A 24,696-nucleotide genomic window follows, 5' to 3' on the forward strand; every position below is an offset into this window, starting at 1 on the left:
CGCTATGCGCGCGGTCCGCCGGTCGTCTTGTACGTTCTTGCACCCGCAGAATGGGGTCATGGGTACGGTCAGGCCGGGGCGGGACACCGGCGAGTGGGCGCGGCACTGGCAGCCCGCGCAGCTGCCCGGCCTGGACCTCCTGCGCGCCCACTACGTACGCCACACCTTCCCGCGCCACGCCCACGACGGGTACGTGATCGCCGCGGTGACCGGCGGCATCGAGGAGGTCGGCCTGCCCGGCGGCACCGACCGGGCGGGTCCCGGCAGCGTGGTGCTGATCAACCCGGAGGTGCCGCACACCGCCCGGGCCGGCGCCCCCGAGGGCTGGGCGTACGCGACCCTGTACCCGGCCCGGGACATCGTCGCGGAGGTCGCCGGCGAGCTGTCCACGCTGCGCGGCACCCCCGGCTTCCGCGAGTCCACGGTGCCCGACGCGGAGGGCTGCCGGCTGATCAGCGAGGTGCACCGGGCGGCCGAGGAGGGCAACGCGCTGGCCGCCGACAGCCTGCTGCGGATGGCGGTGGCCCGGATGCTGGGCCGGTACGGCGGCCCCCTGCCGGTCCGCACGGCCCCGGGGGCGGGTGCCGCCACCGCCGCCCGGGCCCGCGAAGTGCTGGCGGAGCGGCTGACCGACCCGCCGTCGCTGGACGAGCTGGCGGCGCAGCTGGGGACGAGCCCGTTCGCCCTGCTGCGGGCGTTCCGCGACGCGTACGGGATGCCCCCGCACACCTGGCTCACCGACGCCCGGGTCCGCGCCGCCCGCCGGCTGCTGGAGTCGGGCACGGCACCGGGTGAGGCGGCGGTCGCGGTCGGCTTCAGCGACCAGCCCCACCTCAACCGGCACTTCACCCGCATCGTGGGCGTCCCCCCGGGCGCCTACCGCCGCGAACGCCGGGGCCTGCCGGGCTGACCCGCGCACCACCCGGCGCGCCCCCGCTGTCAGTGCAGGGGTGCACGATGGGACGCATGGCCGGATCTGCGCTCGACTCCTTCTCCCCCGCGACCCGCTCCTGGTTCACCGGGGCGTTCGCCCTGCCCACGGCCGCCCAGGAGGGTGCCTGGCAGGCGATCGCCGCCGGTTCCGACGTGCTGGTCGTGGCGCCGACCGGATCCGGCAAGACCCTCGCCGCGTTCCTGGCCGCGCTGGACCGGCTGGCCGCCGGCGCCCCGCCCGCCGAGCCGAAGAAGCGCTGCCGGGTGCTGTACGTGTCGCCGCTGAAGGCCCTCGCGGTGGACGTGGAGCGCAACCTGCGCAGCCCGCTCACCGGCATCCGGCAGGAGTCGGTGCGGCTCGGGCTGCCGGAGCCGGACATCCGGGTGGGCATCCGCTCCGGCGACACCCCGGCCGCCGAGCGGCGCTCGCTCGCCACCCGGCCGCCGGACATCCTGATCACCACGCCCGAGTCCCTGTTCCTGATGCTGACCTCGTCCGCGCGCGAAGCCCTCACCGGCATCGAGACCGTGATCCTGGACGAGGTGCACGCCGTCGCCGGCACCAAGCGCGGCGCGCACCTCGCGCTGTCCCTGGAGCGGCTGGACGAGCTGCTGCCCCGCCCGGCCCGCCGGATCGGCCTGTCGGCGACGGTCCGGCCGGTGGACGAGGTGGCCCGCTACCTGGCGCCCCGCGGCCGGGTGGAGATCGTCCAGCCGCCGTCCGGCAAGGAGTTCGACCTGTCGGTGGTGGTGCCCGTCGAGGACATGGGCGAGCTGGGCGGTTCGCCGGCCACGGAGGAGCGGGAGGGCGGCGACAAGCCGTCGATCTGGCCGCACGTCGAGGAGCGCATCGCCGACCTGGTCCAGCAGCACCGCTCGACGATCGTGTTCGCCAACTCCCGGCGGCTCGCGGAGCGGCTGTGCAACCGGCTCAACGAGATCGCGTACGAGCGGGCCACGGGCGAGGCTCTGCCCGAGGGCCCGCCGCCGGCCGAGGTCATGGCCCAGTCGGGGGCCGCGCACGGCGCCCCGCCGCTGCTGGCCCGCGCGCACCACGGTTCGGTGTCCAAGGAGCAGCGGGCGCTGGTGGAGGAGGACCTCAAGGCGGGCCGGCTGCCGGCCGTGGTGGCCACCTCCAGCCTGGAACTCGGCATCGACATGGGCGCGGTGGACCTGGTCGTGCAGGTCGAGTCGCCGCCGTCGGTGGCCTCCGGACTGCAGCGGGTGGGCCGGGCCGGGCACCAGGTCGGCGCGGTCTCCACGGGCGTGGTGTTCCCGAAGTACCGCGGCGACCTGGTGCAGGCGGCGGTGGTGACCGAGCGGATGCGCTCCGGTTCCATCGAGTCCCTGCGGGTGCCGTCCAACCCGCTCGACGTGCTGGCGCAGCAGATCGTGGCGATGACGGCCATGGACACCTGGCAGGTGGACGACCTGCTGGCGCTGGTGCGCCGGGCCGCGCCGTTCGCCGCGCTGCCCGAGTCGGCGTTCACCGCGGTCCTCGACATGCTGGCGGGCCGCTACCCGTCGGACGCGTTCGCCGAACTGCGGCCGCGGCTGGTGTGGGACCGGGTGGCGGGCACGGTGACCGGCCGCCCCGGCGCACAGCGGCTGGCGGTCACCTCCGGCGGCACGATCCCCGACCGGGGCCTGTTCGGGGTGTTCCTGGCCGGCTCCGACCCGAAGAAGGGCGGCGGCCGGGTCGGCGAGCTGGACGAGGAGATGGTCTACGAGTCCCGCGTCGGCGACGTGTTCACGCTGGGCACGACGTCGTGGCGGATCGAGGACATCACCCGGGACCGGGTGCTGGTGTCGCCGGCGCCCGGGGTGCCGGGGCGGCTGCCGTTCTGGAAGGGCGACCAGCTGGGCCGGCCGCTGGAACTGGGCCGGGCGGTCGGCGCGTTCCTGCGGGAGGTCGGCGGGCTGCCGGACGAGGACGCCCGGCTGCGGCTGCTCGCCGCGGGCCTCGACGCGTGGGCCGCGGACAACGTGCTCGCGTACCTGGCGGAGCAGCGGGAGGCCTGCGGGCACGTGCCGGACGACCGGACGGTGGTCGTCGAGCGGTTCCGCGACGAGCTGGGCGACTGGCGGGTCGTGGTGCACTCCCCGTTCGGTGCGCAGGTGCACGCGCCGTGGGCGCTGGCGCTGGGGGCCCGCCTCACCGAGCGGTTCGGGATGGACGCGCAGGTGATGCACGCGGACGACGGGATCGTGCTGCGGCTGCCGGACGCCGACCTGCTGGGGCTGGACCTGCTCGACCACGATCCGGCCGGCGGGCTCCCGGACTTCGCGTTCGACGGCGAGCAGGCCCCGCTGGGTGCCGCGGACGTGCTGTTCGACAAGGGTGAGGTGGACGGGGTCGTCACCGAGCAGGTGGGCGGCTCTGCGCTGTTCGCCTCCCGGTTCCGGGAGTGCGCGGCCCGTGCCCTGCTGCTGCCGCGGCGCAGCCCGGGCCGGCGGACCCCGCTGTGGCAGCAGCGGCAGCGGGCTGCGCAGCTGCTCCAGGTGGCGTCCGAGTTCGGCTCGTTCCCGATCGTGCTGGAGGCCGTACGGGAGTGCCTGCAGGACGTGTTCGACGTGCCGGGGCTGGTCGAGCTGATGGGGGACATCGAGGCCCGTCGGGTGCGGCTGGTCGAGGTCACCACCCCCGAGCCGTCGCCGTTCGCCCGCTCCCTGCTGTTCGGGTACGTGGCGCAGTTCCTGTACGAGGGCGACTCCCCGCTCGCCGAGCGGCGGGCGGCGGCGCTCTCGCTGGACTCGCGGCTGCTGGCCGAGCTGCTCGGCCAGGCGGAGCTGCGGGAGCTGCTGGACGCGGAGGTGCTGGCGGAGCTGGAGCGGGAGCTCCAGTGGCTGACCGAGGACAGGAGGGTGAAGGACGCGGAGGGGGTCGCGGACCTGCTGCGGCTGCTGGGACCGCTGACCGCGGACGAGCTGGCGGCGCGCGGGGCGGAGCCGGCCTGGCCGCAGCAGCTGGGCGCGGCCCGGCGGGCCATTGCGGTGCGGATCGCCGGGGTGGAGCACTGGGCGGCGGTGGAGGACGCGGGCCGGCTGCGGGACGCACTGGGCACCGCGCTGCCGGTGGGGGTGCCGGAGGCGTTCACCGAGCCGGTGAAGGATCCGCTGGGCGATCTGCTGGCCCGGTTCGCCCGGACGCACGGCCCGTTCACCTCGTCGGCGGCGGCCGGCCGGTTCGGTCTGGGCACGGCGGTGACCGAGGGCGCGCTGCAGCGGCTCGCGGCGGCCGGGCGGGTCGTGCAGGGCGAGTTCCACCCGGCGGGCATCGGCCAGGAGTGGTGCGACGCGGCGGTGCTGCGGCGGCTGCGGCGCCGGTCGCTGGCGGCGCTGCGGCACGAGCTGGAGCCGGTGCCGCCGGCCGCGCTGGCCGCGTTCCTGCCGCAGTGGCAGCACCTGGGCGGTGCGCTGCGCGGCATCGACGGGCTGGCGCGGGCGGTGGAGCAGCTCCAGGGCGCGCCGGTGCCGGCCTCCGCGCTGGAGAAGCTGGTGCTGCCGTCCCGGGTGAGCGGCTACTCCCCCGCGCTGCTGGACGAGTTGACGACGACCGGCGAGGTGGTGTGGGCGGGCGCCGGGGCGCTGCCCGGCAAGGACGGCTGGATCTCCCTGTACCCGGCGGACTCGGCACCGCTGCTGCTGCCGGAGCCGCACCCGATGGAGCAGGGCCCACTGCACCAGGCGGTGCTGGCTGCCCTGGCCGGGGGGTACGGGCTGTTCTTCCGCCAGATCGCCGACCGGGTACGAGCGGCCGGACACCCGGAGGTGACCGACCTTCAGCTGGCGGACGCGGTCTGGGACCTGGCCTGGTCGGGCCGGCTGACCAACGACACCCTGGCGCCGCTGCGCGCGCTGCTCGGCTCGGGCCGTACCGCGGGTTCGACCGCGCACCGGGCCAAGCGGACGGTGCCGCGCGGCCGTTACGGCTCGCTCGGCGCGTCGGTGTCCCGCAGCGGGCCGCCGACGGTCGCGGGCCGCTGGTCGCTGCTGCCCGCGGCCGAACCTGAGGCCACCCACCGCGCACACGCCCTGGCCCGTACGCTGCTGGACCGGCACGGCGTCGTGACCCGCGGGGCGGTGGCCGCGGAGGGCGTGGCGGGCGGTTTCTCGGCCGTCTACCGGATCCTGTCGGCCTTCGAGGACAGCGGCCAGGCCCGCCGCGGGTACGTGGTGGAGGGGCTGGGCGCGGCGCAGTTCGCGATGGACGGGGCGGTGGACCGGCTGCGGGCCGCCGCCAACGCCCGGGACCGCGGCGAGTCCGGCGGCCGCCCCGCGCTGGTGCTGGCGGCGGCCGATCCGGCGAACGCGTACGGGGCGGCCCTGCCGTGGCCCGAGCCGCCGGAGGGAGCGGGCCACAAGCCGGGCCGCAAGGCGGGTTCGCTGGTGGTGCTCGTCGACGGCGAGCCGGCCGTGTACCTGGAGCGCGGCGGCAAGACCATGCTGGCCTGGCTCCCGCCCGACGACCCCCGCCTCGCCGGGGCGGCCGAAGCCCTCACCACGGGCGCCCGCACCGGCACTCTCCCCCCTCTCACCATCGAACGCATCAACGGCACCCCCGCCCTCACCTCCCCCTACTCCGCACCCCTCGAATCAACCGGCTTCCACCCCACCCCCCGAGGCCTCCGCGCCCGCCCCTGACCCACCCACCCCGATCCCCCCCGATCCCTCCGCCACCCCGCCCAGCCAATTCCAGCCCCGCCGGCGATTGAGGCGGGGGAGCCGGGGGGCAGAGCCCCCGAAGCCGCCCGCCGGGAGGACAATGACCCCATGCCCGAAGGCGACACCATCTGGCACGTGGCACGACGACTCCACACCGCCCTCGCCACCCACGAACTGACCCGCTCGGACCTCCGCACACCCCGCCTCGCCACCACCGACCTCACCGGCCGCACGGTCCTGGACGTCACCCCCCGCGGCAAGCACCTCCTCACCCGCATCGAGGGCGGCCTCACCCTCCACTCCCACCTCCGCATGGACGGCGCCTGGCGCGTCTTCCCCGCCGGCGCACCCTGGCGCGGCGGCCCCGCCCACCAGATCCGCGCCATCCTCGGCACCGCCGGCCACACCGCCGTCGGCTACCGCCTCCCCGTCCTGGACCTGCTCCGCACCTCCGAGGAGGACCGTGTCGTCGGCCACCTCGGCCCCGACCTGCTCGGCCCGGACTGGGACGCCGGCACCGCGGCCCGCCATCTGACCGCGGACCCCGCCCGCCCCCTCGGCGAAGCCCTCCTCGACCAGCGCAACCTGGCCGGCATCGGCAACATCTACAAGTGCGAGCTGTGCTTCCTCGCCGGCGCCACCCCCTGGACCCCGGTCGGCGCGCTCCCCGAGGACACCCCGGTCCGCCTGGCCGCCGCCGCCCACCGCCTCCTGAAGGCGAACACCGGATCCGGCGGCCGCCCCCGCAACACCACCGGCCTCCGCCGCCCCGGCCAGGAGCTGTTCGTCTACGGCCGCGCCGGCCGCCCCTGCCTGCGCTGCCGCACCCCGGTCCGCGAATCCCCGCAGGCCGACCGCCCCACCTACTGGTGCCCCCGCTGCCAGCAGGGCCCGGTGCCGTGAGACGCCCGCCCCGCACCCGCTGCACCCGCCCGCTGCGCCCACACCCCGTCCCCCGAACCTCCCGGCCGACTTCTTGACGATCCGTCAGATCCGCCCGTACCGTCCCGCCATGCCCTCACCCCACGCCTCGTACGACCTCACCGGCCGCACCGCGCTGATCACGGGCGCCGCAAGCGGCATCGGGCGGGCCACCGCCCTCCTCCTCGCGAGCGCCGGCGCGACCGTCCACTGCGCCGACCGCGACGAGAAGGGCCTGGCGGAGACCGCCGAACAGGTGGCCGCCGGCGGCGGCACCGCCTCCTGCCACCCCCTCGACGTCACCGACCGCGAGGCGGTCCGCGCCGCCGTCGCGGCCGCCGGCCCGCTGGACATCGCCGCCGCGATCGCCGGGGTCATGCACACGAGCAGCGTTCTCGACACCCGCGACGAGGACCTGGACAGGGTGTTCGACATCAATTTCAAGGGGGTCCTGCGCACCTGCCAGGAGGCCGCCCGCGCCATGGCCGACGCCGGCCGCCCCGGCAGCATCGTCACGATGGCCTCCGGCGCCATGGACGCCGCCCAGCCCGGTCTGCTCTGCTACAGCGCCGCCAAGGCCGCCGTGGTGCAGCTCACGAAGACCCTCGCCACCGAGGCCGGCCCGCTCGGCATCCGGGTGAACGCCGTGGCCCCCGGCTGGATCCGCACCCCGATGACCGACCGCCACGACCCCGGGGTGCAGGAGCAGACCGAGGCCGCGATGGCCCGGATGTCCCCCCTGCGCCGGGTCGGCGAGGCCGAGGACATCGCCCAGACCGTGCTGTTCCTCGCCTCGGACGCCTCGTCCTTCATGACCGGGCAGATCCTCCGCCCGAACGGCGGCGTCGCCATGCCCTGGTAGCCGCCCCGGCGGCCATCCCTGCCACCGCCCGCCCCACCGGCCCCTCGCCCCGCCGCCGCGCCTCGGACACCCCGGCCGCCCGGGCCAGCGGGACGCAGTGCACCGGCAGCAGGCTCAGCCCCCAGCCGCCGACCGCCACCGCGCCCTCGACCACTCCGGTCCGGCCGGGCACCAGGGCCAGCCGCAGCACGGCCCACCACCACAGCACGCCGCCGGCCACCGCCGCGGCCACCAGCAGGGGCGTCCGTATCCGCCACACCGCTGCCTCCTCCGGCCGGGGTCGGGGACCCGCCCCATCCTCCCGCACCCCCGCACGGCGCGCATCCACAACGGCGCGAGGCCCCGGCCCGGTACACACGATCCCGTGCACACCCGGCCGGGGCCTCGCCCCGGGCTCGACTCAAGCGGCTACGACGTTCACCGCTTCCGCCGGCGCCTTGATGGTCACCCGCTCGGTCGGGACGGTGACCGAAGCCACCGAGACCGAATTCAGCATCGGGCGGACCGGCACCGGTTCGCTCGCCGCGGCCGACTGGGCCAGCTCGGCAAGCGACAGTTCATCGCTGACTTCGCGCATCAGCTCGGACATCCGTACGTCCAGCGCGTCACAAATCGCGGAGAGCAGTTCGGAGGAGGCCTCCTTCTGCCCCCGCTCCACCTCGGAGAGATAGCCGAGCGAAACTCGGGCGGACGAGGAGACTTCGCGCAGAGTACGGCCCTGGCGCTGGCGCTGCCGACGCAGCACGTCACCCAGCAGGCGACGGAGCAGAATCATCGGTGGCTCCCTCCTCTGACCGTGTAGCGGCATCCTTCACGCCCCACCGTACCGCCTCGCGCTGCGGCCGTGCGGGGAGCGATGTCGTGTTCACTCAGGGCTGCAAACATCAAATCCCCCCGTTCTGTTCCATACCCTGTTTCCGCGCATTCTCCAGCAGTTCGCTCAAGAGAAGTTCGAGCACCCTCCGTACACTCTCCCTACGGATTTCCGCTCGATCGCCGTTCAATCTCAAGGCGGCGGTTTTCCCGCCTGCCGGACCGGCCACCGCGACGAACACGGTCCCCACCGGCTGTCCGTCCTGCGGCTCGGGTCCGGCCACCCCGGTGGTCGCGATCCCCCAGGAGGCGTCCAGCACCTTCCGGACTCCCGCTGCCATCTCGGCGGCGACCTGCGCGTTCACCGCGCCGCTGCGCGCCAGGAGCGGGCCGTCCACCCCGAGGACCTGCTGCTTGAGCTCGGTGGCGTAGGCCGTGACCGAGCCGCGGAAGGAGCGGGAGGCGCCCGGAACGGCGGTCAGTTCGGCGGCGACCAGGCCGCCGGTGAGCGATTCCGCGACGGCGAGCGTCTCGTCACGCTGAGCAAGCAGCGCCAGAACGTCCTCCGCGGCCCCAGCCGCATCGGCCGTCCCATCCACCCCCGTGCTCGCTGTCATGACCGTTCTCGCCACTCAGTCCTGTCGCTCAGCCCTGTCCGCCCGGTACGGCGCGTTCCGCCGCCAGCCCCGCACGCCGCAGGCGCACCGCCTCGCGTACGTAGTCCAGACCGGTGAGCACCGTCAGCACCACGGCGACGGCCATCACCCAGAAGCGCAGCGTCGCGAGCGGCCCGGTCAAGGCAAGAACGTACATGCCGACCGCGGTCCCCTGGGCCAGGGTCTTCATCTTTCCACCGCGACTGGCCGAAATGACTCCGTATTTGATCACCCAGAACCGCATCAGGGTGATACCGAGCTCACGCCCGAGGATCACCCCCGTGACCCACCACGGAAGATCGCCCAGCGAGGACAGGCAGATCAGCGCCGCCCCCATGATCGCCTTGTCGGCGATCGGGTCCGCGATCTTCCCGAAGTCCGTGACCAGGTTGTACGTCCGGGCCAGGTGCCCGTCGAACAGGTCCGTGATCATGGCGATGGCGAACGCGGCCCAGGCCAGCGCCCGCCAGGCCGGGTCGTACCCGCCTTCCGCGAGCAGCAGGACGACGAAGCCCGGCACCAGCAGCAGGCGGACCATCGTGAGGATGTTCGCGATGTTCCACAGGCTGGCCTGATTGACCGCGGCAGCCCCCAGCTTTCCGCCGGGCGCAGGCCTACGGCCGGTCCCGCCCGCCGCTGAAGCCGGGACTCCGGTCATCCGGCCGCCTCCTCGAGGTCCAGGGGCTCCGCAACCAGGTCCACGCCCAGGCTGCCGACCACCTTTGCCCTGACGATACGGCCCCGGACCAGCCCCTCGCTTGTCGTGAACACCACCTGGCCGTCGGTTTCGGGGGCCTGGTGCGCGGCGCGCCCGGTGGCCCCGTCCTCGTCGCCGGCCTCCTCGCCCACGGCCTCGACGAGCACCTCCAGGGTCTCGCCGATGCGCTCCTCGGCGCGCTGCGAGGTCAGCTCCTCGGCCAGCCGCTGCATGTGCGCCAGCCGCTCGGCGATCACGTCCTCGTCCAGCTTGTTCTCGTACGTGACCGCCTCGGTGCCCTCCTCGTCGGAGTAGCCGAAGATGCCGATCGCGTCGAGGCGGGCGTTGGTGAGGAAGCGCTCCAGCTCGGCGAAGTCGGCCTCCGTCTCACCGGGGAAGCCCACGATGAAGTTGGACCGCACACCGGCCTGCGGGGCCTTGGAGCGGATCGTGTCGAGCAGCTCCAGGAACCGGTCGGTGTCCCCGAAGCGGCGCATCGCCCGCAGCACGTCCGGCGCGGAGTGCTGGAACGACAGGTCGAAGTACGGCACGACCTTCGGCGTGGAGGTCAGCACGTCGATCAGGCCGGGCCGCATCTCGGCGGGCTGCAGGTAGCTGACCCGCACCCGCTCGATTCCCTCGACCTCGGCCAGCTCGGGCAGCAGCGTCTCCAGCAGCCGGATGTCGCCGAGGTCCTTGCCGTACGAGGTGTTGTTCTCGGAGACCAGCATGATCTCCTTCACGCCCTGCTCGGCGAGCCAGCGGGTCTCGCCCAGCACGTCGCTCGGGCGGCGCGAGATGAACGAGCCGCGGAAGGACGGGATCGCGCAGAAGGAGCAGCGGCGGTCGCAGCCGGAGGCCAGCTTGACCGAGGCCACCGGGCTGGTGTCCAGGCGGCGGCGCAGCGGCGCGCGCGGCCCGGAGGCCGGGGCGAGACCGTCCGGCAGGTCGGACGGCGCCTCGGCCGGGGTGTCCTGTGCGTGGCCGGGCAGCGCCACCGCGGGCGCGGCCTGGCGCTCGGCGGGGCTGATCGGCAGGAGCTTGCGGCGGTCGCGCGGGGTGTGGGCCTCCACGCTGCCGCCGTTGAGGATGGTCTGGAGGCGGCTGGAGATGTCTGCGTAGTCGTCGAAGCCGAGCACGCCGTCGGCCTCGGGCAGGGCCTCCGCGAGCTCCTTGCCGTAGCGCTCGGCCATGCAGCCGACCGCGACGACGGCCTGGGTCTTGCCGTGATCCTTGAGATCGTTGGCTTCCAGGAGGGCGTCTACGGAGTCCTTCTTCGCGGCTTCGACGAAGCCGCAGGTGTTGACGACGGCGACGTCCGCATCGGCGGCGTCCTCGACGAGCTCCCAGCCATCCGCCGCCAAGCGGCCTGCGAGCTCCTCCGAGTCCACCTCGTTACGGGCGCAGCCAAGAGTGACAAGGGCGACGGTACGGCGTTCGGGCATGGACTCAAGAGTACTTCGTCCGGGCGCCGGCCCCTGCCGGGTGCCCCGACCAGCAGGGATCCCCGGGGCGCGGCGCTGCGCCCCGGGGATCCCGGCGGTGTGTGGCGGCGGCCCGGCCCGGCACCGCCCGGCGGATTCCGTTTCCGGATTCCGGAGCGGCCGGCCGGTCCGGTCAGCCCTCCTGGGCGGGGGCGTCGCGCTGGTCGTCCTTGGTGTAGGTCAGCCGCTCGACCTGGCCGGCCTGGAACTCGTCCTTGACCTCCTTGCCGTTCACGAACAGCGTGACCGCACCGGCGTCGCCGAGGACGAGGTCGACGGCCTCCTTGTCGGTGAACGTCTTGGAGTCGCCCTGTTCGAGCATGCCGTCGAACAGGAGTCGGCCGTTCGCGTCCTTCGCGGAGATCCAGCTCTGCCCGTCGACCGCGGACAGCACGACCGTGACCATGTCCTTCGGGGCGGCCGCGATGGCGCTGTCCGAGGGCTCGGGGCGGGGCTGCTGCGGCTTCGGCACGGCCGGCTTCACGGCCGCGGTCTGCTTGGGCGCGGGCTGCGGCGAGACGGATCCCTCCGCGACCGGCTTCTTCTGCGCGTCGTCGCCGCCGCCGAACGCGGTGAAGCCGACGAAGCCGATCACGGCGACGATCGCCGCGACCATGGCAGCGGTCCAGTTCGGCCGCTGCCGCTCCGGCCGGATCCGTTCCGCTTCGAACAGGGGTGCGGCAGGAGTGGGGGCGGGACGGCCGCCGTGGTCCGCGTCGTAGCGCTCGACCAGAGGTTCCGGATCGATGCCGATGGCGCGCGCGAGCGTGCGGATGTGGCCACGGGCGTACACATCGCCACCGCAGCGGGAGAAGTCGTCCTCCTCGATCGCGTGCACGATCGGGATGCGCACGCGGGTGGAGCCGCTGACCTCGTCGACGGTGAGGCCCGCACGGATGCGGGCCTTCTTCAGGACACGCCCGATCGAAGGCCGGTCGTCGGTCGAAGGACGGTCGTCTTCGGGGGAGTTGGAGTTGCCGATGGACACGAGAGCGCCTTTCGAGCGTGTAGCCACCTGCTGGACGTCCAGTCTAGGGGGGTGACGAAAGGGGGGAGCAACCGGAGGGTGGCCTCTGTACGCCATCGGTATGGCTCCGTGTCCGGCTCGAGTCCGGAGGAGCCGGATGACGGTCCAGTTCCGCCCCTTCCCTCAACTTGACGCACGTCCAAGGGAAACGGTTTCCCCGTGACCCCGAACGGGTGAGACTCAGGGCGCTTCGCCCCGGATGACCGCCAGCACGCCGTCCAGCTCGTCCGGTTTGAGCAGCACGTCCCGCGCCTTGGACCCCTCGCTGGGGCCGACGACGCCCCGCGACTCCATGAGGTCCATCAGCCGGCCGGCCTTGGCGAAGCCCACCCGCAGCTTGCGCTGGAGCATCGAAGTGGAGCCGAACTGGGTGGTGACCACGAGTTCGGCGGCCTGGCACAGCAGGTCCAGATCGTCCCCGATCTCCTCGTCGATCTCCTTCTTCTGCTTCTGCCCGACCGTCACGTCGTCCCGGAACACCGGCGCCATCTGGTCCTTGCAGTGCTGCACGACGCCGGCGATCTCGTCCTCGGTGACGAAGGCGCCCTGCAGCCGGACGGGCTTGTTCGCTCCCATCGGCAGGAACAGCCCGTCGCCCTTGCCGATGAGCTTCTCGGCACCGGGCTGGTCGAGGATGACCCGGCTGTCGGCGAGCGAGGAGGTGGCGAACGCGAGCCGGGACGGCACGTTCGCCTTGATCAGGCCGGTGACCACGTCCACCGAGGGCCGCTGGGTGGCGAGCACCAGGTGGATGCCGGCCGCGCGGGCCAGCTGGGTGATGCGCACGATGGCGTCCTCGACGTCGCGCGGGGCGACCATCATCAGGTCGGCCAGCTCGTCGACGATCACCAGCAGGTACGGGTACGGCTGGAGCTCGCGCTCGCTGCCCTCGGGCAGCTTGACCTTGCCGTCCCGGATGGCCTTGTTGAAGTCGTCGATGTGCCGGAACCCGAACGCCGCCAGGTCGTCGTAGCGCAGGTCCATCTCGCGCACCACCCACTGGAGGGCCTCGGCGGCCCGCTTCGGGTTGGTGATGATCGGCGTGATCAGGTGCGGGATGCCCTCGTACGCGGTGAGCTCGACGCGCTTGGGGTCGACGAGCACCATCCGGACGTCCTCGGGGGTGGCGCGCACCATGACCGAGGTGATCAGGCAGTTGATGCAGGAGGACTTGCCGGAGCCGGTGGCACCGGCCACCAGCACGTGCGGCATCTTGGCGAGGTTGGCCATCACGTAGCCGCCCTCGACGTCCTTGCCGAGCGCCACGAGCATCGGGTGGTCGTCGTCGCCGTCCGCGAGCCGCAGCACGTCGCCGAGGTTGACCATCTCGCGGTCGGTGTTCGGGATCTCGATGCCGACCGCCGACTTGCCGGGGATCGGGCTGATGATCCGGACGTCCGGGCTGGCCACGGCGTACGCGATGTTCTTGGTGAGGGCGGTGATCCGCTCGACCTTCACGGCGGGGCCGAGCTCCACCTCGTAACGGGTGACCGTCGGGCCGCGGGTGAAGCCGGTGACGGCCGCGTCGACCTTGAACTCCATGAACACGTTGGTCAGCGAGGCGACCACCGCGTCGTTGGCGGCGCTGCGGGTCTTGCCGGGCCCGCCGCGCTCCAGCAGGTCGAGCGAGGGCAGCGCGTACGTGATGTCCCCGCGCAGCTGGAGCTGCTCGGCCCGCGGCGGCAGCGGCGTGCCGGTCTCCGGCGGCGCCTTGGTGAGGTCCGGGACGGACGGGGGCGCGGCCGGGACCGGCGGCACGGCGGGACGGGCGGCGGGTACGGGCGGGGCGGGCGCCGGGTCCGCGGGCGCGGGCGCGGCGACCGGCACCGGGGTGGTGGTCTCGACCGGCGGTTCGGCGGCGACGCCCCGGGTCAGGTCGGCGACCAGTGGCGAGGGCGGCAGGCCGCCGAGCACCGCACCGTCGAGCGCGGCGGCGGCGGCCGCGGCCACGTCCACGGCGTCCAGCGGCCGGTCCAGCGGGGTCCGGGCCGGGGAGCGGCGCGGCCGCCGGCGCCGCTGGTCGAGCGCGGCCTCCTCGGCGAGGTCGGCCGGGTCCACGGGGCCGGCCGGCCGCCGGGAGCGGGCCTGCCACTGCTCGGGGTCGTGCTCCAGCCCGGTGTCCGTGCCGTACGGGTCCTCTTCGTCGGCGGCCACCACGCCGAGCCGGACGCCGAGCTGGCGCAGCCGCTGCGGGATCGCGTTGACCGGGGTGGCGGTGACCACCAGCAGGCCGAACACCGTGAGCAGGACCAGCATGGGCACCGCGAGCGGCGCCCCCATGGTGAAGATGAGCGGTTGCGAGGCGGCCCAGCCGACCAGGCCCCCGGCGTCCCTTATGGCCTCGGTCCCGGCGTCCCGTCCGGGGGCGCCGCACGCGATGTGCACCTGCCCGAGCACGCCGACGACCAGGGCGGTGAGGCCGATGCCGATCCGCCCGTTGGCGTCGGTCTGTTCCGGGTGGCGGATGAACCGTACGGCCATGAACCCGAGCAGCAGCGGCACGAGCAGGTCGAGCCGGCCGAAGGCGCCGGTGACCAGCATGGTGACGAGTTCGCCGACCGGGCCGCGGAGGTTGGACCAGGTGCCCGCGGCGACGATCAGCGAGAGGGCGAGGAGGAGCAGGGCCACCCCGTCCTTGCGGTGCGCGGGGTCGAGGTTCTTCGCGCCGCGGCCCATGCCCCGGAAGACGGCGCCGACCGCGTGGGCGGCGCCGAGCCAGACAGCGCGCACCAGCCGGACGACTCCGCCGGTGGGCGACGGTGCCGGTTTGGGTGCGGGCTTCTTCGCGGGGGCGCGGCGGGCGGGCGCGGCCGCCTTCTTGGCGGGGGGCTTGCGCGCGGGCGCGGCCTTCTTCGCCGCCGGCGTCGTACGGCCGGAGCGGGCCTTGGCGGTGCCCCCGCCGCTGCTCTGGGAACCCTTGCCGGAGGTACGTGAGGCCATGGGGGCGAGGTTACCGGTGCTTGCGGCGGCGGACACGTGTGCCCACCCCTTCACCCGTTCGTGTCGGGCCGGGTGTCGGTGGTTTGACGTACGGCCAGACCGGGCGGCCCGGCCTGAGCGTGCGTCAGGTCCGGGCGGGCGTCAGGTCTGGGCGGGCAGGACCGCCGCGGTGCCGCCCGCGCCGGGCTCCAGGGCGTCCAGGGCCCGGCGGAGTCCGGTGAGTTTGCGCTCCAGGTGGGCGGCGGTGGCCACGGCCGCGGCGTCCGCGGACTCGTCGTCGAGCTGCTTGGTGAGGGCCTCGGCCTGCTCCTCGACGGCCGCGAGGCGCGCCGAGAGTTCGGCCAGCAGTCCGGCGGACTCCTTGGCGCCGGCGCCGCCCTGGCCGCCTTCGAGCTGGAGCCTCAGCAGCGCCGCCTGCTCCCGCAGTTGGCAGTTCTTCATGTAGAGGTCGACGAACACAGAGACCTTGGCCCGCAGCACCCACGGGTCGAAGGGCTTGGAGATGTAGTCCACCGCTCCGGCCGCGTACCCGCGGAAGGTGTGGTGGGGGCCGTGGTTGATGGCCGTGAGGAAGATGATCGGGATGTCCCGGGTCCGCTCACGCCTCTTGATGTGGGCCGCGGTCTCGAACCCGTCCATGCCCGGCATCTGCACGTCGAGCAGGATGACCGCGAAGTCGTCCGTCAACAGCGCCTTGAGCGCTTCCTCCCCCGACGACGCCCGGACCAGTGTCTGATCGAGCGCAGAGAGGATGGCCTCCAGCGCCAGCAGATTCTCCGGTCGGTCGTCGACCAGGAGGATCTTGGCTTTCTGCACCATGCCCTGTCCTCCTCGCCCCGGCGTGGGGCCTCCCCGACACGCAGAGCCCGCCCGTCCTTGTGCCGGTCATGGTAGCCCCCATCCCGAGATCGCCACACCCTGTCACCGAGATGTCACTGTGCACGTAGCAGGAACGGCGTGGGAGAGCAGAAGGTTCCCCGTCTCCCGCCCGCCCACCGCCGTCCGGCCACACTGCGTCAGCAACCGGCCCCGGAGACCGGCCGGACGGTCATTTCCCGCGCATCCACTGCTCCATCACGGTCAACAGGTAGTCGGGATCGACCGGCTTCGTGACGTAGTCGGAAGCGCCCGAGTCGATCGCCTTCTCCCGGTCGCCCTTCATCGCCTTCGCCGTCAGCGCGATGATCGGCAGCCCCGCGAACTGCGGCATCCGCCGGATCGCCGCCGTCGTCGCGTACCCGTCCATCTCCGGCATCATGATGTCCATCAGGACGACCGTCACGTTGTCGTTCTGCTCCAGGACCTCGATGCCCTCCCGGCCGTTCTCCGCGTAGAGCACCGCCAGCCCGTACTGCTCCAGCACGCTCGTCAGCGCGAACACGTTGCGCACGTCGTCGTCGACGATCAGCACCTTCTCGCCGTGGAAGTCGTACGTCCGCGGCACGGGCGGCTCCTCCTCCTGGAGGCTCCCCCACAGCTCCTCGGCCGCCGGCAGGCCGTTCGGCTGCCCCGGCAGCGCCGCGGGCCGCCGGTCCTGGTCGCCCAGCACCTTGCGGCGGCGCCGGAACAGCGTCGGGCTCGCCGCCTGCCCCTGCGCCGCGGCCCCCGCGTGTCCGGCCGGCACCGGCGCGGGCGCCGGCGGCTCGGCCGGCGGCAGCTCCGCCAAGGGTGCCCGCCGCGCCAGGTCCGGGCGGCCGCCCGGCGCCGGCTGCGCGTAGCCCTGCGGCGGCAGCTCGCTCGGGTGCAGCGGCAGGTACAGCGTGAACGTGGAGCCCCGGCCGAGTTCGCTCGCCGCGTGGATCTCGCCGCCCAGCAGCCGGGCGATCTCCCGGCTGATCGACAGGCCCAGTCCGGTGCCCCCGTACTTGCGGCTGGTGGTCCCGTCGGCCTGCTTGAACGCCTCGAAGATCACCAGCATCTTGCCGGCCGCGATCCCGATCCCGGTGTCCGTGACCGAGAAGGCGATCAGGTCGCCGTCCGCCTCCTGGAGCGAACCCGCCTCCAGCAGCTGCTGCCGGATCGCCACCGGCACGTCCGCCCCGGCCGGCCGGATCACCAGCTCCACGGCCCCGCTGTCGGTGAACTTCACCGCGTTCGACAGCAGGTTGCGCAGCACCTGCAGCAGCCGCTGCTCGTCGGTGTGCAGGGTGGCCGGCAGCTCCGGCGAGACCCGCACCGAGAAGTCCAGCCCCTTCTCCGCCGTCAGCGGGCGGAAGGTGGCCTCCACGTAGTCGACCAGCTGCACCAGCGCGATCCGGGTCGGACTGACGTCCATCTTCCCGGCCTCCACCTTCGACAGGTCGAGGATGTCGTTGATCAGCTGGAGCAGGTCGGATCCCGCCCCGTGGATCGTCTCCGCGAACTCCACCTGCTTCGGCGACAGGTTGCCCTCCGCGTTGTCCGCGAGCAGCTTCGCCAGGATCAGCAGCGAGTTGAGCGGCGTGCGCAGCTCGTGCGACATGTTCGCCAGGAACTCCGACTTGTAGCGCATGGAGACCGCGAGCTGCTCGGCCCGCTCCTCCAGCACCTGCCGGGCCTCCTCGATCTCGGTGTTCTTCACCTCGATGTCGCGGTTCTGCTGCGCCAGCAGCTCGGCCTTCTCCTCCAGCTCCGCGTTCGCGGCCTGCAGCGCCTTCTGCCGGTTCTCCAGCTCGTCCGAGCGCTCCCGCAGCTGCTCCGTCATCTCCTGCGACTGCTTCAGCAGCACCTCGGTCTTGGAGTTGACGCTGATGGTGTTGACGCTCGTACCGATCATCTCGGCGATCTGGCTCAGGAAGTCCTTCTGGATCTGCGTGAACGGCTGGAACGACGCCAGCTCGATCACCCCGAGCACCTTGCCCTCGAACAGCACCGGCAGCACGATCACATGGGCCGGCGGCGCCTCCCCGAGCCCCGAAGAGATCTTCAGGTAGCCCGGCGGGGTGTTCTCGACCAGGATGGTCCGCTTCTCCTCCGCGACCGTCCCGATCAGCCCCTCCCCCGGCCGGAAGACCGTCGGCATCGCACTGCCCGCGTACGCGTAACTCCCCCGCATCCGCAGCTCGTACGGCCCGCCCGCGCCGAGCTCCGGCCCGATCTCCTCGGCCCCGCCCGCCGGCTGCACCAGGTAGAACGCGCCGTGCTGCGCCGACACCACCGGCGTCAGCTCGCTCATGATCAGCCCGGCCACGTCGTCCAGCTCCCGGCGGCCCTGCATCAGACCCGAGATCCGGGCCAGGTTGCCCTTCAGCCAGTCCTGCTCCTTGTTGGCCAGGGTGGTGTCGCGCAGGTTGACGATCATCGTGTTGATGTTGTCCTGGAGGACCTGGATCTCGCCCGCCGCGTCCACGTCGACCTTCAGGCTCAGGTCGCCACGGGTCACCGCAGTCGCCACGGCCGCGATCGCGCGCACCTGCCGGGTCAGGTTCCCGGCCATCTCGTTCACGGACTCCGTCAGGTCCCGCCAGGTGCCGTCCACGTCCCGGACCCGGGCCTGGCCGCCGAGGATGCCCTCGGTGCCCACCTCGCGGGCCACCCGCGTCACCTGCTCCGCGAACGACGACAGCTGGTCCACCATCGTGTTGATGGTCGTCTTCAGCTCCAGGATCTCGCCGCGCGCATCGATGTCGATCTTCTTGGTCATGTCGCCCTTGGCGATGGCGGTGGTGACCATGGCGATCTGGCGGACCTGGCCGGTCAGGTTGGACGCCATCGAGTTCACCGACTCGGTGAGGTCCTTCCACGTGCCCGAGACGCCCGGTACGTGGGCCTGCCCGCCGAGCCGGCCCTCGGTGCCCACCTCGCGGGCCACCCGGGTCACCTCGTCGGCGAACGAGGACAGCGTGGTCACCATCGTGTTCACGGTGTCGGCGAGCTGCGCGACCTCGCCGCGCGCCTCCACCGTCACCTTCTTCGTCAGGTCGCCGTTGGCCACGGCCGCCGACACCTGCGAGATGTTGCGCACCTGCAGGGTCAGGTTGTTGGCCATCAGGTTGACGTTGTCGGTGAGGTCCTTCCAGATGCCGGTGACCCCGCGCACGCGGGCCTGACCGCCCAGCTGGCCCTCCGAACCCACCTCGCGGGCCACCCGCGTCACCTGCTCCGCGAACGACGACAGCTGGTCCACCATCGTGTTCACGGTCGTGACCAGTTCGAGGATCTCGCCCTTCGCGTCGACCGTGATCTTCTTCGACAGGTCGCCCGTGGCCACCGCCGTGGTGACCTCGGCGATGTTGCGGACCTGCGAGGTCAGGTTGTTCGCCATGAAGTTGACGGACTGGGTGAGGTCCTTCCAGGTGCCCGAGACACCCTTCACTTCCGCCTGCCCGCCGAGGATGCCCTCGGTGCCCACCTCGCGGGCCACCCGCGTCACCTGCTCCGCGAACGACGACAGCTGGTCGACCATCGTGTTGAGGGTGTTCTTCAGCTCCAGGATCTCGCCGCGCGCATCCACGTCGATCTTCTGCGACAGGTCACCGCGCGCCACCGCCGTGGCGACCTGGGCGATGTTGCGGACCTGCGAGGTCAGGTTCCCCGCCATGCCGTTCACCGAATCCGTCAGGTCCCGCCACACGCCGGCCACGCCCGGCACCTGCGCCTGCCCGCCGAGCCGGCCCTCCGTACCCACGTCCCGGGCCACCCGGGTCACCTGCTCGGCGAACGCGGAGAGCTGGTCGACCATCGTGTTGATGGTGTTCTTCAGCTCCAGGATCTCGCCGCGCGCATCCACGTCGATCTTCTGCGACAGGTCACCGCGCGCCACCGCCGTGGTCACCTGCGCGATCTGCCGCACCTGCGAGGTCAGGTTCCCCGCCATGAAGTTGACGGAGTCCGTCAGCTCCTTCCAGGTGCCGGATACCCCCTCCACCCGCGCCTGGCCGCCGAGCCGGCCCTCCGTACCCACGTCCCGGGCCATCCGCGTGACCTGGTCCGCGAACGACGACAGCTGGTCCACCATCGTGTTCACGGTGTTCTTGAGCTGGAGCATCTCGCCGGACACGTCCACGGTGACCTTCTGCGACAGGTCGCCGTTCGCCACCGCCGTCGTCACCTGCGCGATGTTGCGGACCTGCCCGGTCAGGTTCCGGAACGCCGTGTTCACCGAGTCGGTGAGGTCCTTCCACGTCCCCGCCGCACCCGGCACCTGCGCCTGCCCGCCGAGCTCGCCCTCGACACCCACCTCGCGGGCCACCCGGGTCACCTCGGAACCGAACGACTGGAGCTGGTCCACCATCGTGTTGACGGTGTTCTTCAGCTCCAGCATCTCGCCCGCGACGTCGACGGTGACCTTCTGCGACAGGTCGCCGTTCGCCACCGCCGTCGTGACCTGCGCGATGTCCCGCACCTGGGTGGTGAGGTTGCGGAACACCGTGTTCACCGAGTCGGTGAGGTCCTTCCACGTCCCCGCCGCACCCGGGACCTGCGCCTGCCCGCCCAGCAGGCCCTTCGCGCCGACCTCGCTGGCCACCCGGGTGACCTCGTCCGCGAACGTCCGCAGCGTCTCCGTCATCTGATTGATCGTTTCGGCCAGCTGCGCCACCTCGCCGCGCGCGCTGACCGTCACCTTCTGCGACAGGTCGCCGTTCGCCACGGCCGTCGTGACCTGCGCGATCCCCCGCACCTGCGCGGTCAGGTTGCCCGCCATCGTGTTGACGGAGTCGGTGAGGTCCTTCCACACCCCGGCGACGCCCGGCACCTGCGCCTGCCCGCCGAGCTCGCCCTCGGTACCGACCTCCCGGGCCACCCGCGTGACCTCGGAGGAGAACGAGGACAGCTGGTCCACCATCGTGTTGACGGTGTTCTTCAGCTGCAGCATCTCGCCGGCCACGTGCACCGTGACCTTGCGCGACAGGTCGCCCTTGGCCACCGCCGTCGTCACCAGTGCGATGTCCCGCACCTGGGCGGTGAGCCGGTACGCCATCGTGTTGACGGAGTCCGTGAGGTCCTTCCAGGAACCGGACATCCCGCGCACCTGCGCCTGGCCGCCGAGCTTGCCCTCGGTGCCGACCTCCAGCGCGACCCTCGTCACCTCGTCGGTGAACGCGGACAGCTGGTCGACCAGGTTGTTGACGGTCCGCCCGACCTTCAGGAACTCGCCGCGCAGCGGGTGCCCGAGCCCGTCCGCGGCCTGTGTCCGCAGGTCCATCCGCTGGTCGAGGTCGCCCTCGGCGACCGCCGACAGCACCCGGCCGACCTCCGAGACCGGCCGGGCCAGGTCGTCGACGAGCGCGTTGGACGCATCGATCGCGGCCGCCCAGGAGCCCTCGCAGGCCCCCGTCTCCAGCCGCTCGCTCAGCTTGCCCTCCCGGCCCACGGTCCGCCGGACCCGGGACAGTTCCCCGGTCAGGTGCAGGTTCCGGTCGGCGACCTCGTTGTAGACGGCGGCGATCTCCGCCATCAGACCGTCGCCGGAAACCGTCAACCGCTTGCGGAAGTTGCCGTCCCGCATCGACACCAGTGCCGTCAGCAACCGGTTCAGGGCGGCGGTGTCCACTTCCGTGGTCCCGTTCCGCCGGGACCGACCGCCCTTCGCACGCGTACTGGTACGCCGCGCCGCCACGCCAGACTCCACCGTGTCCCTCCCGAAAGGGTTCGACCGCTCTGCCCGGGCTCTTCAGCCAAGCCTTCCCAGTGTTTCACCAAGCCGGAACCCGGCCATAACACTTCGGCACCTTCGTACAACGACCCGCACCCGTGGGGGGAATCCGGGCCGAGCACGCCCGTACCGACCGTGAAGGTAAGTAACCTGGCACCCGACTGTCCAACCGCTCCGGTCCGCCCGGCAGGGGCGGGGTGCGTACGACGGAGCAGCGAACACCGGGCACCGGAGGGGTGGTCCGATGGCGGAGCCGGGCCTTGCAACACGATCGGGGAGTCTTGTGATCACGGCCCGGGCGGCTGCCTGCTTTGAACCCGTTCCGCGGTCCGTGGCCGCCGCCCGCGCGTTCGTCCGCGACACCCTCCAGGGCTGGGGCTTCTCCGACATCGTCGACGACGCCGTCGTCCTCACCAGCGAACTCGTCACCAACGCCGTGATCCACGCCGGCACCAGCGCCGACGTCCTGGTGCTCCGCTCGGCCGGCGAATGCATCCGCGTCGAGGTCTCCGACCGCTACCCGGAGCGCGAGGTCCCGCTCCAGCATCCCGAGCGCGGCCTGCCCGCCCCCGACCAGGAGAGCGGCCGCGGCCTCATGCTCTGCTCCGCCCTGGCCACCCGCTGGGGCGTCGACTACGCCCCGGCCCGCAAGCACGTCTGGTTCCAGCTGGACCTGCCCGCCCGCCCCGTCGGCACCCGCTTCGCCGGCCCCGCCCTCCCCGACCGGCAGCTCCCGGTCGCGGACAGCCGGGTACGGGTCGCCGTCCTGCAGATCGGCACCGACGGCACCGTCACCACCTGGAACGAGGACGCCGAGCACCTCTTCGGCTACCCCGCCGGCAAGGTCACCGGCCGCCCGCTCGGCGAGCTGGCCGCCTGGCCGCACACCCCGGGCACCGGCACCGGCCTCGCCGAGGCGCTCGCCCTGTCCCGCTGGGAGGGCAGCTACGGCATCCGCTGCGCCGACGGCCGTGTCATCCCCGTCTACGCCTCGCACCTGCGCGTCCGTGACGCCGAGGGCACCGCCTCCACGGTCTGCCTGCTCGTCCACGAGCAGGAGCGCGCCGTCCTGCAGACCCCGGCCCGCACCCAGAGCACCGACCCCGGCCAGCACCCCGAGCCGCGCAGCGCCGACCCGTTCGAGGTGTTCATCGGCTCCCCGGCCCCGGACGACCTCGACGGGCTGCTCCAGCGCACCGTGGAGCGGGCCCGCGACATGCTCGACGCCGACGCCGCGTTCCTCCTCCTGGCCACCGACGACGAGACCGAGCTGGAGGTCCGTGCGACCACCGGCCTGCCGTCGACCCGCCAGCGCTTCGCCCGGGTCCCGGTCGAGGCCGGCACCGGCCGCTACGGCTCGGCCCGCATGCCGGCGGTCCACGACGACCTGGCCGCCGTTCCCGGCGCGGTCCCCCTGCTCGGCGGCACCGGCATGCGCTCGGTGGTCACCGTCCCGCTGAAGGTGGAGGGTCGGCTGACCGGCTCCCTCGGCGTCGCGACGGAGGCCCCGGGCCGCTACTCGAACGAGGAGGCCCTGCGTCTCCAGTTCGCCGCCGACCGCATCGCCCTGGCCGTGGAGTCCGCCCGTCTCGGCGAGCTGGAGCGGCTGCGCCGCGGCTCGCTGTCCTTCCTGGTGGAGGCCTCGGACCTGCTGGCCGGCACTCTCGACCGGGACCAGACGCTGGCGCTGATGGCCCAGATGACGGTGCCCACCCTGGCCACCTGGTGCGCCGTCTACACGATCGCCGACCAGGCCTCCGACCCCCATCTGGCGTACGTCCTGCACGAGGACGAGGACCGCATCGACGGCCTGAAGGCCCTGCTGACCAGGATCAGCCCGCCTGAGCCGGTGAACACTCCCGGCGCCCGGCCGTGGACCGCGCCCACCGAGGCCGCCCACCAGGCGGCTCTGCGGACGTCGATGCGGGCCCTCGACCACGGCGCCCACGACGGCCCGGACGGCCGCACCCCGGGGCTCGGCGCGGTCCTGGCGACCGCGGCTGCCGTCGGCGGCGAGACGGTGGTGCTGCCGCTGATGGCCCGCAACCGCGTCATCGGCATGCTGACCCTCGGCAAGCCCACGGACGAGCACTTCCGGCAGGAGATCGTGGAGCTGGCCGAGGACCTGTCCCGCCGCGCCGCCCTGGCCCTGGACAACGCCCGCCTCTATTCGGAGCGCATGGCGATCAGCCGTTCCCTCCAGCGCAGCCTGCTGCCGCCCAGCGCCCCTGCGATCCCCGGCGTCGAGGTGGAGGTCATCTACCGCGCCGCCGGCGAGGGCAACGAGGTGGGCGGCGACTTCTACGACGTCTTCCCGATCCGCGACGGCTCGTACGGCTTCGCCATCGGCGACGTCTGCGGTACGGGTCCGGAGGCGGCGGCGGTCACCGGCCTGGCCCGGCACGCCCTGCGCCTGCTGGCCAGGGAGGGCTTCGGCGGCCCGGCGGTCCTGGAGCGCCTGAACGCGGCCATCCTCGACGAGGGCACCCGCAGCCGCTTCCTGACCCTGCTGTACGGGGAGCTGCGCCCCCGCGAGGACGGCGGTGCCCAGCTGAAGCTGGTCTGTGCGGGCCACCCGCTGCCGCTGCGCCTGCGCCCGGACGGCCGGGTGGAGCCGGCCGCGGAGCCGCAGCCCCTGCTCGGCGTCATGGACGACCTGGAGCTGTACGAGGAGAACGTGACGCTCGACCCGGGCGATGTCCTGCTGTGCGTCACGGACGGCGTGACGGAACGCCGCGAGGGCACCCGCATGCTCGGTGACGACGGCCTGACCGAGGTCCTGACCTCCTGTACGGGTCTGACGGCCGGCGCGGTCGCCGCCCGGGTCCTCCGCGCGGTCGAACGCTTCGCCGCGGAGCCGGCTTCGGACGACATGGCCATCCTGGCCTTCCGCATCCCGGGGCCCCGCCAGGGCGACTGAACGAGCCGCCGGCCCACCTCGTCGGGGTGGGCCGGGAACCGGCATCCTGTCGGACTCCGGGCCCTCGGCGCCTGAAAACGCAAAAAGGCCCCCGCCAGATGGCGGGGGCCTTTTTCTCGGAGCCCTTTAACGGAATCGAACCGTTGACCTTCTCCTTACCATGGAGACGCTCTACCGACTGAGCTAAAAGGGCGGGTTGTTCGG

The 24,696-nt window shown here is 72.9% G+C and carries 14 protein-coding genes and 1 tRNA gene; 5 read left to right on the plus strand and 10 right to left on the minus strand.

Annotation, left to right across the window (positions count from 1 at the left end):
- The first annotated feature begins 58 nt into the window (after positions 1 to 58).
- The 4 genes from LG634_RS31705 (at position 59) to LG634_RS31720 (ending at position 7,381) form a co-directional block, all read left to right on the plus strand.
- Complete coding sequence (locus tag LG634_RS31705; RefSeq protein WP_226738947.1) at positions 59 to 910, plus strand: AraC family transcriptional regulator; 852 nt, start codon at positions 59 to 61, stop codon at positions 908 to 910.
- A 56-nt stretch (positions 911 to 966) separates the two neighbouring features.
- Positions 967 to 5,577 (plus strand): ATP-dependent helicase, encoded by a 4,611-nt coding sequence (locus LG634_RS31710; RefSeq protein ID WP_226738949.1) that lies wholly within the window; start codon positions 967 to 969, stop codon positions 5,575 to 5,577.
- 129 nt (positions 5,578 to 5,706) lie between these two features.
- Positions 5,707 to 6,501 carry an Fpg/Nei family DNA glycosylase gene (locus LG634_RS31715; protein WP_226738951.1) on the plus strand — a complete coding sequence of 265 codons (795 nt, stop codon included), beginning with the start codon at positions 5,707 to 5,709 and terminating at the stop codon, positions 6,499 to 6,501.
- 73 nt (positions 6,502 to 6,574) lie between these two features.
- Complete coding sequence (locus LG634_RS31720; RefSeq protein WP_226738952.1) at positions 6,575 to 7,381, plus strand: SDR family NAD(P)-dependent oxidoreductase; 807 nt, start codon at positions 6,575 to 6,577, stop codon at positions 7,379 to 7,381.
- Here the strand turns inward: LG634_RS31720 and LG634_RS31725 are convergent.
- From LG634_RS31725 to LG634_RS31765, 9 genes are all read right to left on the minus strand, one after another.
- The gene (locus tag LG634_RS31725) at positions 7,329 to 7,640 is read right to left on the minus strand and encodes a hypothetical protein (RefSeq protein WP_226738954.1); all 312 of its coding nucleotides are present in this window, start codon (positions 7,638 to 7,640) and stop codon (positions 7,329 to 7,331) included. The genes LG634_RS31720 and LG634_RS31725 overlap by 53 nt on opposite strands.
- Positions 7,641 to 7,781: 141 nt before the next feature.
- Positions 7,782 to 8,156 carry a helix-turn-helix domain-containing protein gene (locus LG634_RS31730; protein WP_226738955.1) on the minus strand — a complete coding sequence of 125 codons (375 nt, stop codon included), beginning with the start codon at positions 8,154 to 8,156 and terminating at the stop codon, positions 7,782 to 7,784.
- Positions 8,157 to 8,265: 109 nt separating this feature from the next.
- The gene (locus LG634_RS31735) at positions 8,266 to 8,811 is read right to left on the minus strand and encodes a CinA family protein (protein WP_226738957.1); all 546 of its coding nucleotides are present in this window, start codon (positions 8,809 to 8,811) and stop codon (positions 8,266 to 8,268) included.
- Between the two features lie 28 nt (positions 8,812 to 8,839).
- Positions 8,840 to 9,508: a CDP-diacylglycerol--glycerol-3-phosphate 3-phosphatidyltransferase gene (gene pgsA, locus LG634_RS31740; RefSeq protein ID WP_226738959.1), complete on the minus strand. Its 669-nt coding sequence runs from the start codon at positions 9,506 to 9,508 to the stop codon at positions 8,840 to 8,842.
- Positions 9,505 to 10,992, minus strand: a complete 1,488-nt coding sequence (gene rimO / locus LG634_RS31745; protein ID WP_226738961.1) for a 30S ribosomal protein S12 methylthiotransferase RimO — start codon at positions 10,990 to 10,992, stop codon at positions 9,505 to 9,507. The genes pgsA and rimO overlap by 4 nt, the downstream gene beginning before the upstream one ends.
- A 172-nt stretch (positions 10,993 to 11,164) precedes the next feature.
- Positions 11,165 to 12,019 (minus strand): helix-turn-helix domain-containing protein, encoded by an 855-nt coding sequence (locus LG634_RS31750; protein WP_226738963.1) that lies wholly within the window; start codon positions 12,017 to 12,019, stop codon positions 11,165 to 11,167.
- 219 nt (positions 12,020 to 12,238) lie between these two features.
- A complete protein-coding gene (locus LG634_RS31755; RefSeq protein WP_226738965.1) occupies positions 12,239 to 14,998 on the minus strand; it encodes a DNA translocase FtsK in 2,760 nt (919 codons plus the stop codon).
- A gap of 141 nt (positions 14,999 to 15,139) precedes the next feature.
- Positions 15,140 to 15,817, minus strand: a complete 678-nt coding sequence (locus LG634_RS31760) for a response regulator (RefSeq protein WP_226738968.1) — start codon at positions 15,815 to 15,817, stop codon at positions 15,140 to 15,142.
- Between the two features lie 229 nt (positions 15,818 to 16,046).
- Positions 16,047 to 21,548, minus strand: coding sequence for a HAMP domain-containing protein (locus tag LG634_RS31765; protein ID WP_226738970.1), 5,502 nt, complete (start codon positions 21,546 to 21,548; stop codon positions 16,047 to 16,049).
- A 268-nt stretch (positions 21,549 to 21,816) separates the two neighbouring features.
- Between LG634_RS31765 and LG634_RS31770 the strand changes: the two genes are divergently transcribed.
- Positions 21,817 to 24,492: a SpoIIE family protein phosphatase gene (locus LG634_RS31770; protein ID WP_226738971.1), complete on the plus strand. Its 2,676-nt coding sequence runs from the start codon at positions 21,817 to 21,819 to the stop codon at positions 24,490 to 24,492.
- Positions 24,493 to 24,612: 120 nt separating this feature from the next.
- On the opposite strand, the gene LG634_RS31775 is transcribed toward LG634_RS31770, so the two are convergent.
- Positions 24,613 to 24,685 (minus strand) — tRNA-Thr (locus LG634_RS31775).
- Between the last annotated feature and the right edge of the window lie 11 nt (positions 24,686 to 24,696).

This window comes from Streptomyces bambusae (assembly GCF_020532645.1).
In the GTDB taxonomy this organism is placed as follows: Bacteria; Actinomycetota; Actinomycetes; order Streptomycetales; family Streptomycetaceae; genus Streptomyces; species Streptomyces bambusae.

Excerpts from the sequence above, each read along its gene's own strand:
- rimO (WP_226738961.1), bottom strand. The coding sequence starts at position 10,992 with ATGCCCGAACGCCGTACCGTCGCCCTTGTCACTCTTGGCTGCGCCCGT.
- LG634_RS31710 (WP_226738949.1), top strand. The coding sequence starts at position 967 with ATGGCCGGATCTGCGCTCGACTCCTTCTCCCCCGCGACCCGCTCCTGG.
- LG634_RS31735 (WP_226738957.1), bottom strand. The coding sequence starts at position 8,811 with ATGACAGCGAGCACGGGGGTGGATGGGACGGCCGATGCGGCTGGGGCC.
- LG634_RS31705 (WP_226738947.1), top strand. The coding sequence starts at position 59 with ATGGGTACGGTCAGGCCGGGGCGGGACACCGGCGAGTGGGCGCGGCAC.
- pgsA (WP_226738959.1), bottom strand. The coding sequence starts at position 9,508 with ATGACCGGAGTCCCGGCTTCAGCGGCGGGCGGGACCGGCCGTAGGCCT.
- LG634_RS31770 (WP_226738971.1), top strand. The coding sequence starts at position 21,817 with ATGGCGGAGCCGGGCCTTGCAACACGATCGGGGAGTCTTGTGATCACG.
- LG634_RS31715 (WP_226738951.1), top strand. The coding sequence starts at position 5,707 with ATGCCCGAAGGCGACACCATCTGGCACGTGGCACGACGACTCCACACC.
- LG634_RS31760 (WP_226738968.1), bottom strand. The coding sequence starts at position 15,817 with ATGGTGCAGAAAGCCAAGATCCTCCTGGTCGACGACCGACCGGAGAAT.
- LG634_RS31730 (WP_226738955.1), bottom strand. The coding sequence starts at position 8,156 with ATGATTCTGCTCCGTCGCCTGCTGGGTGACGTGCTGCGTCGGCAGCGC.
- LG634_RS31755 (WP_226738965.1), bottom strand. The coding sequence starts at position 14,998 with ATGGCCTCACGTACCTCCGGCAAGGGTTCCCAGAGCAGCGGCGGGGGC.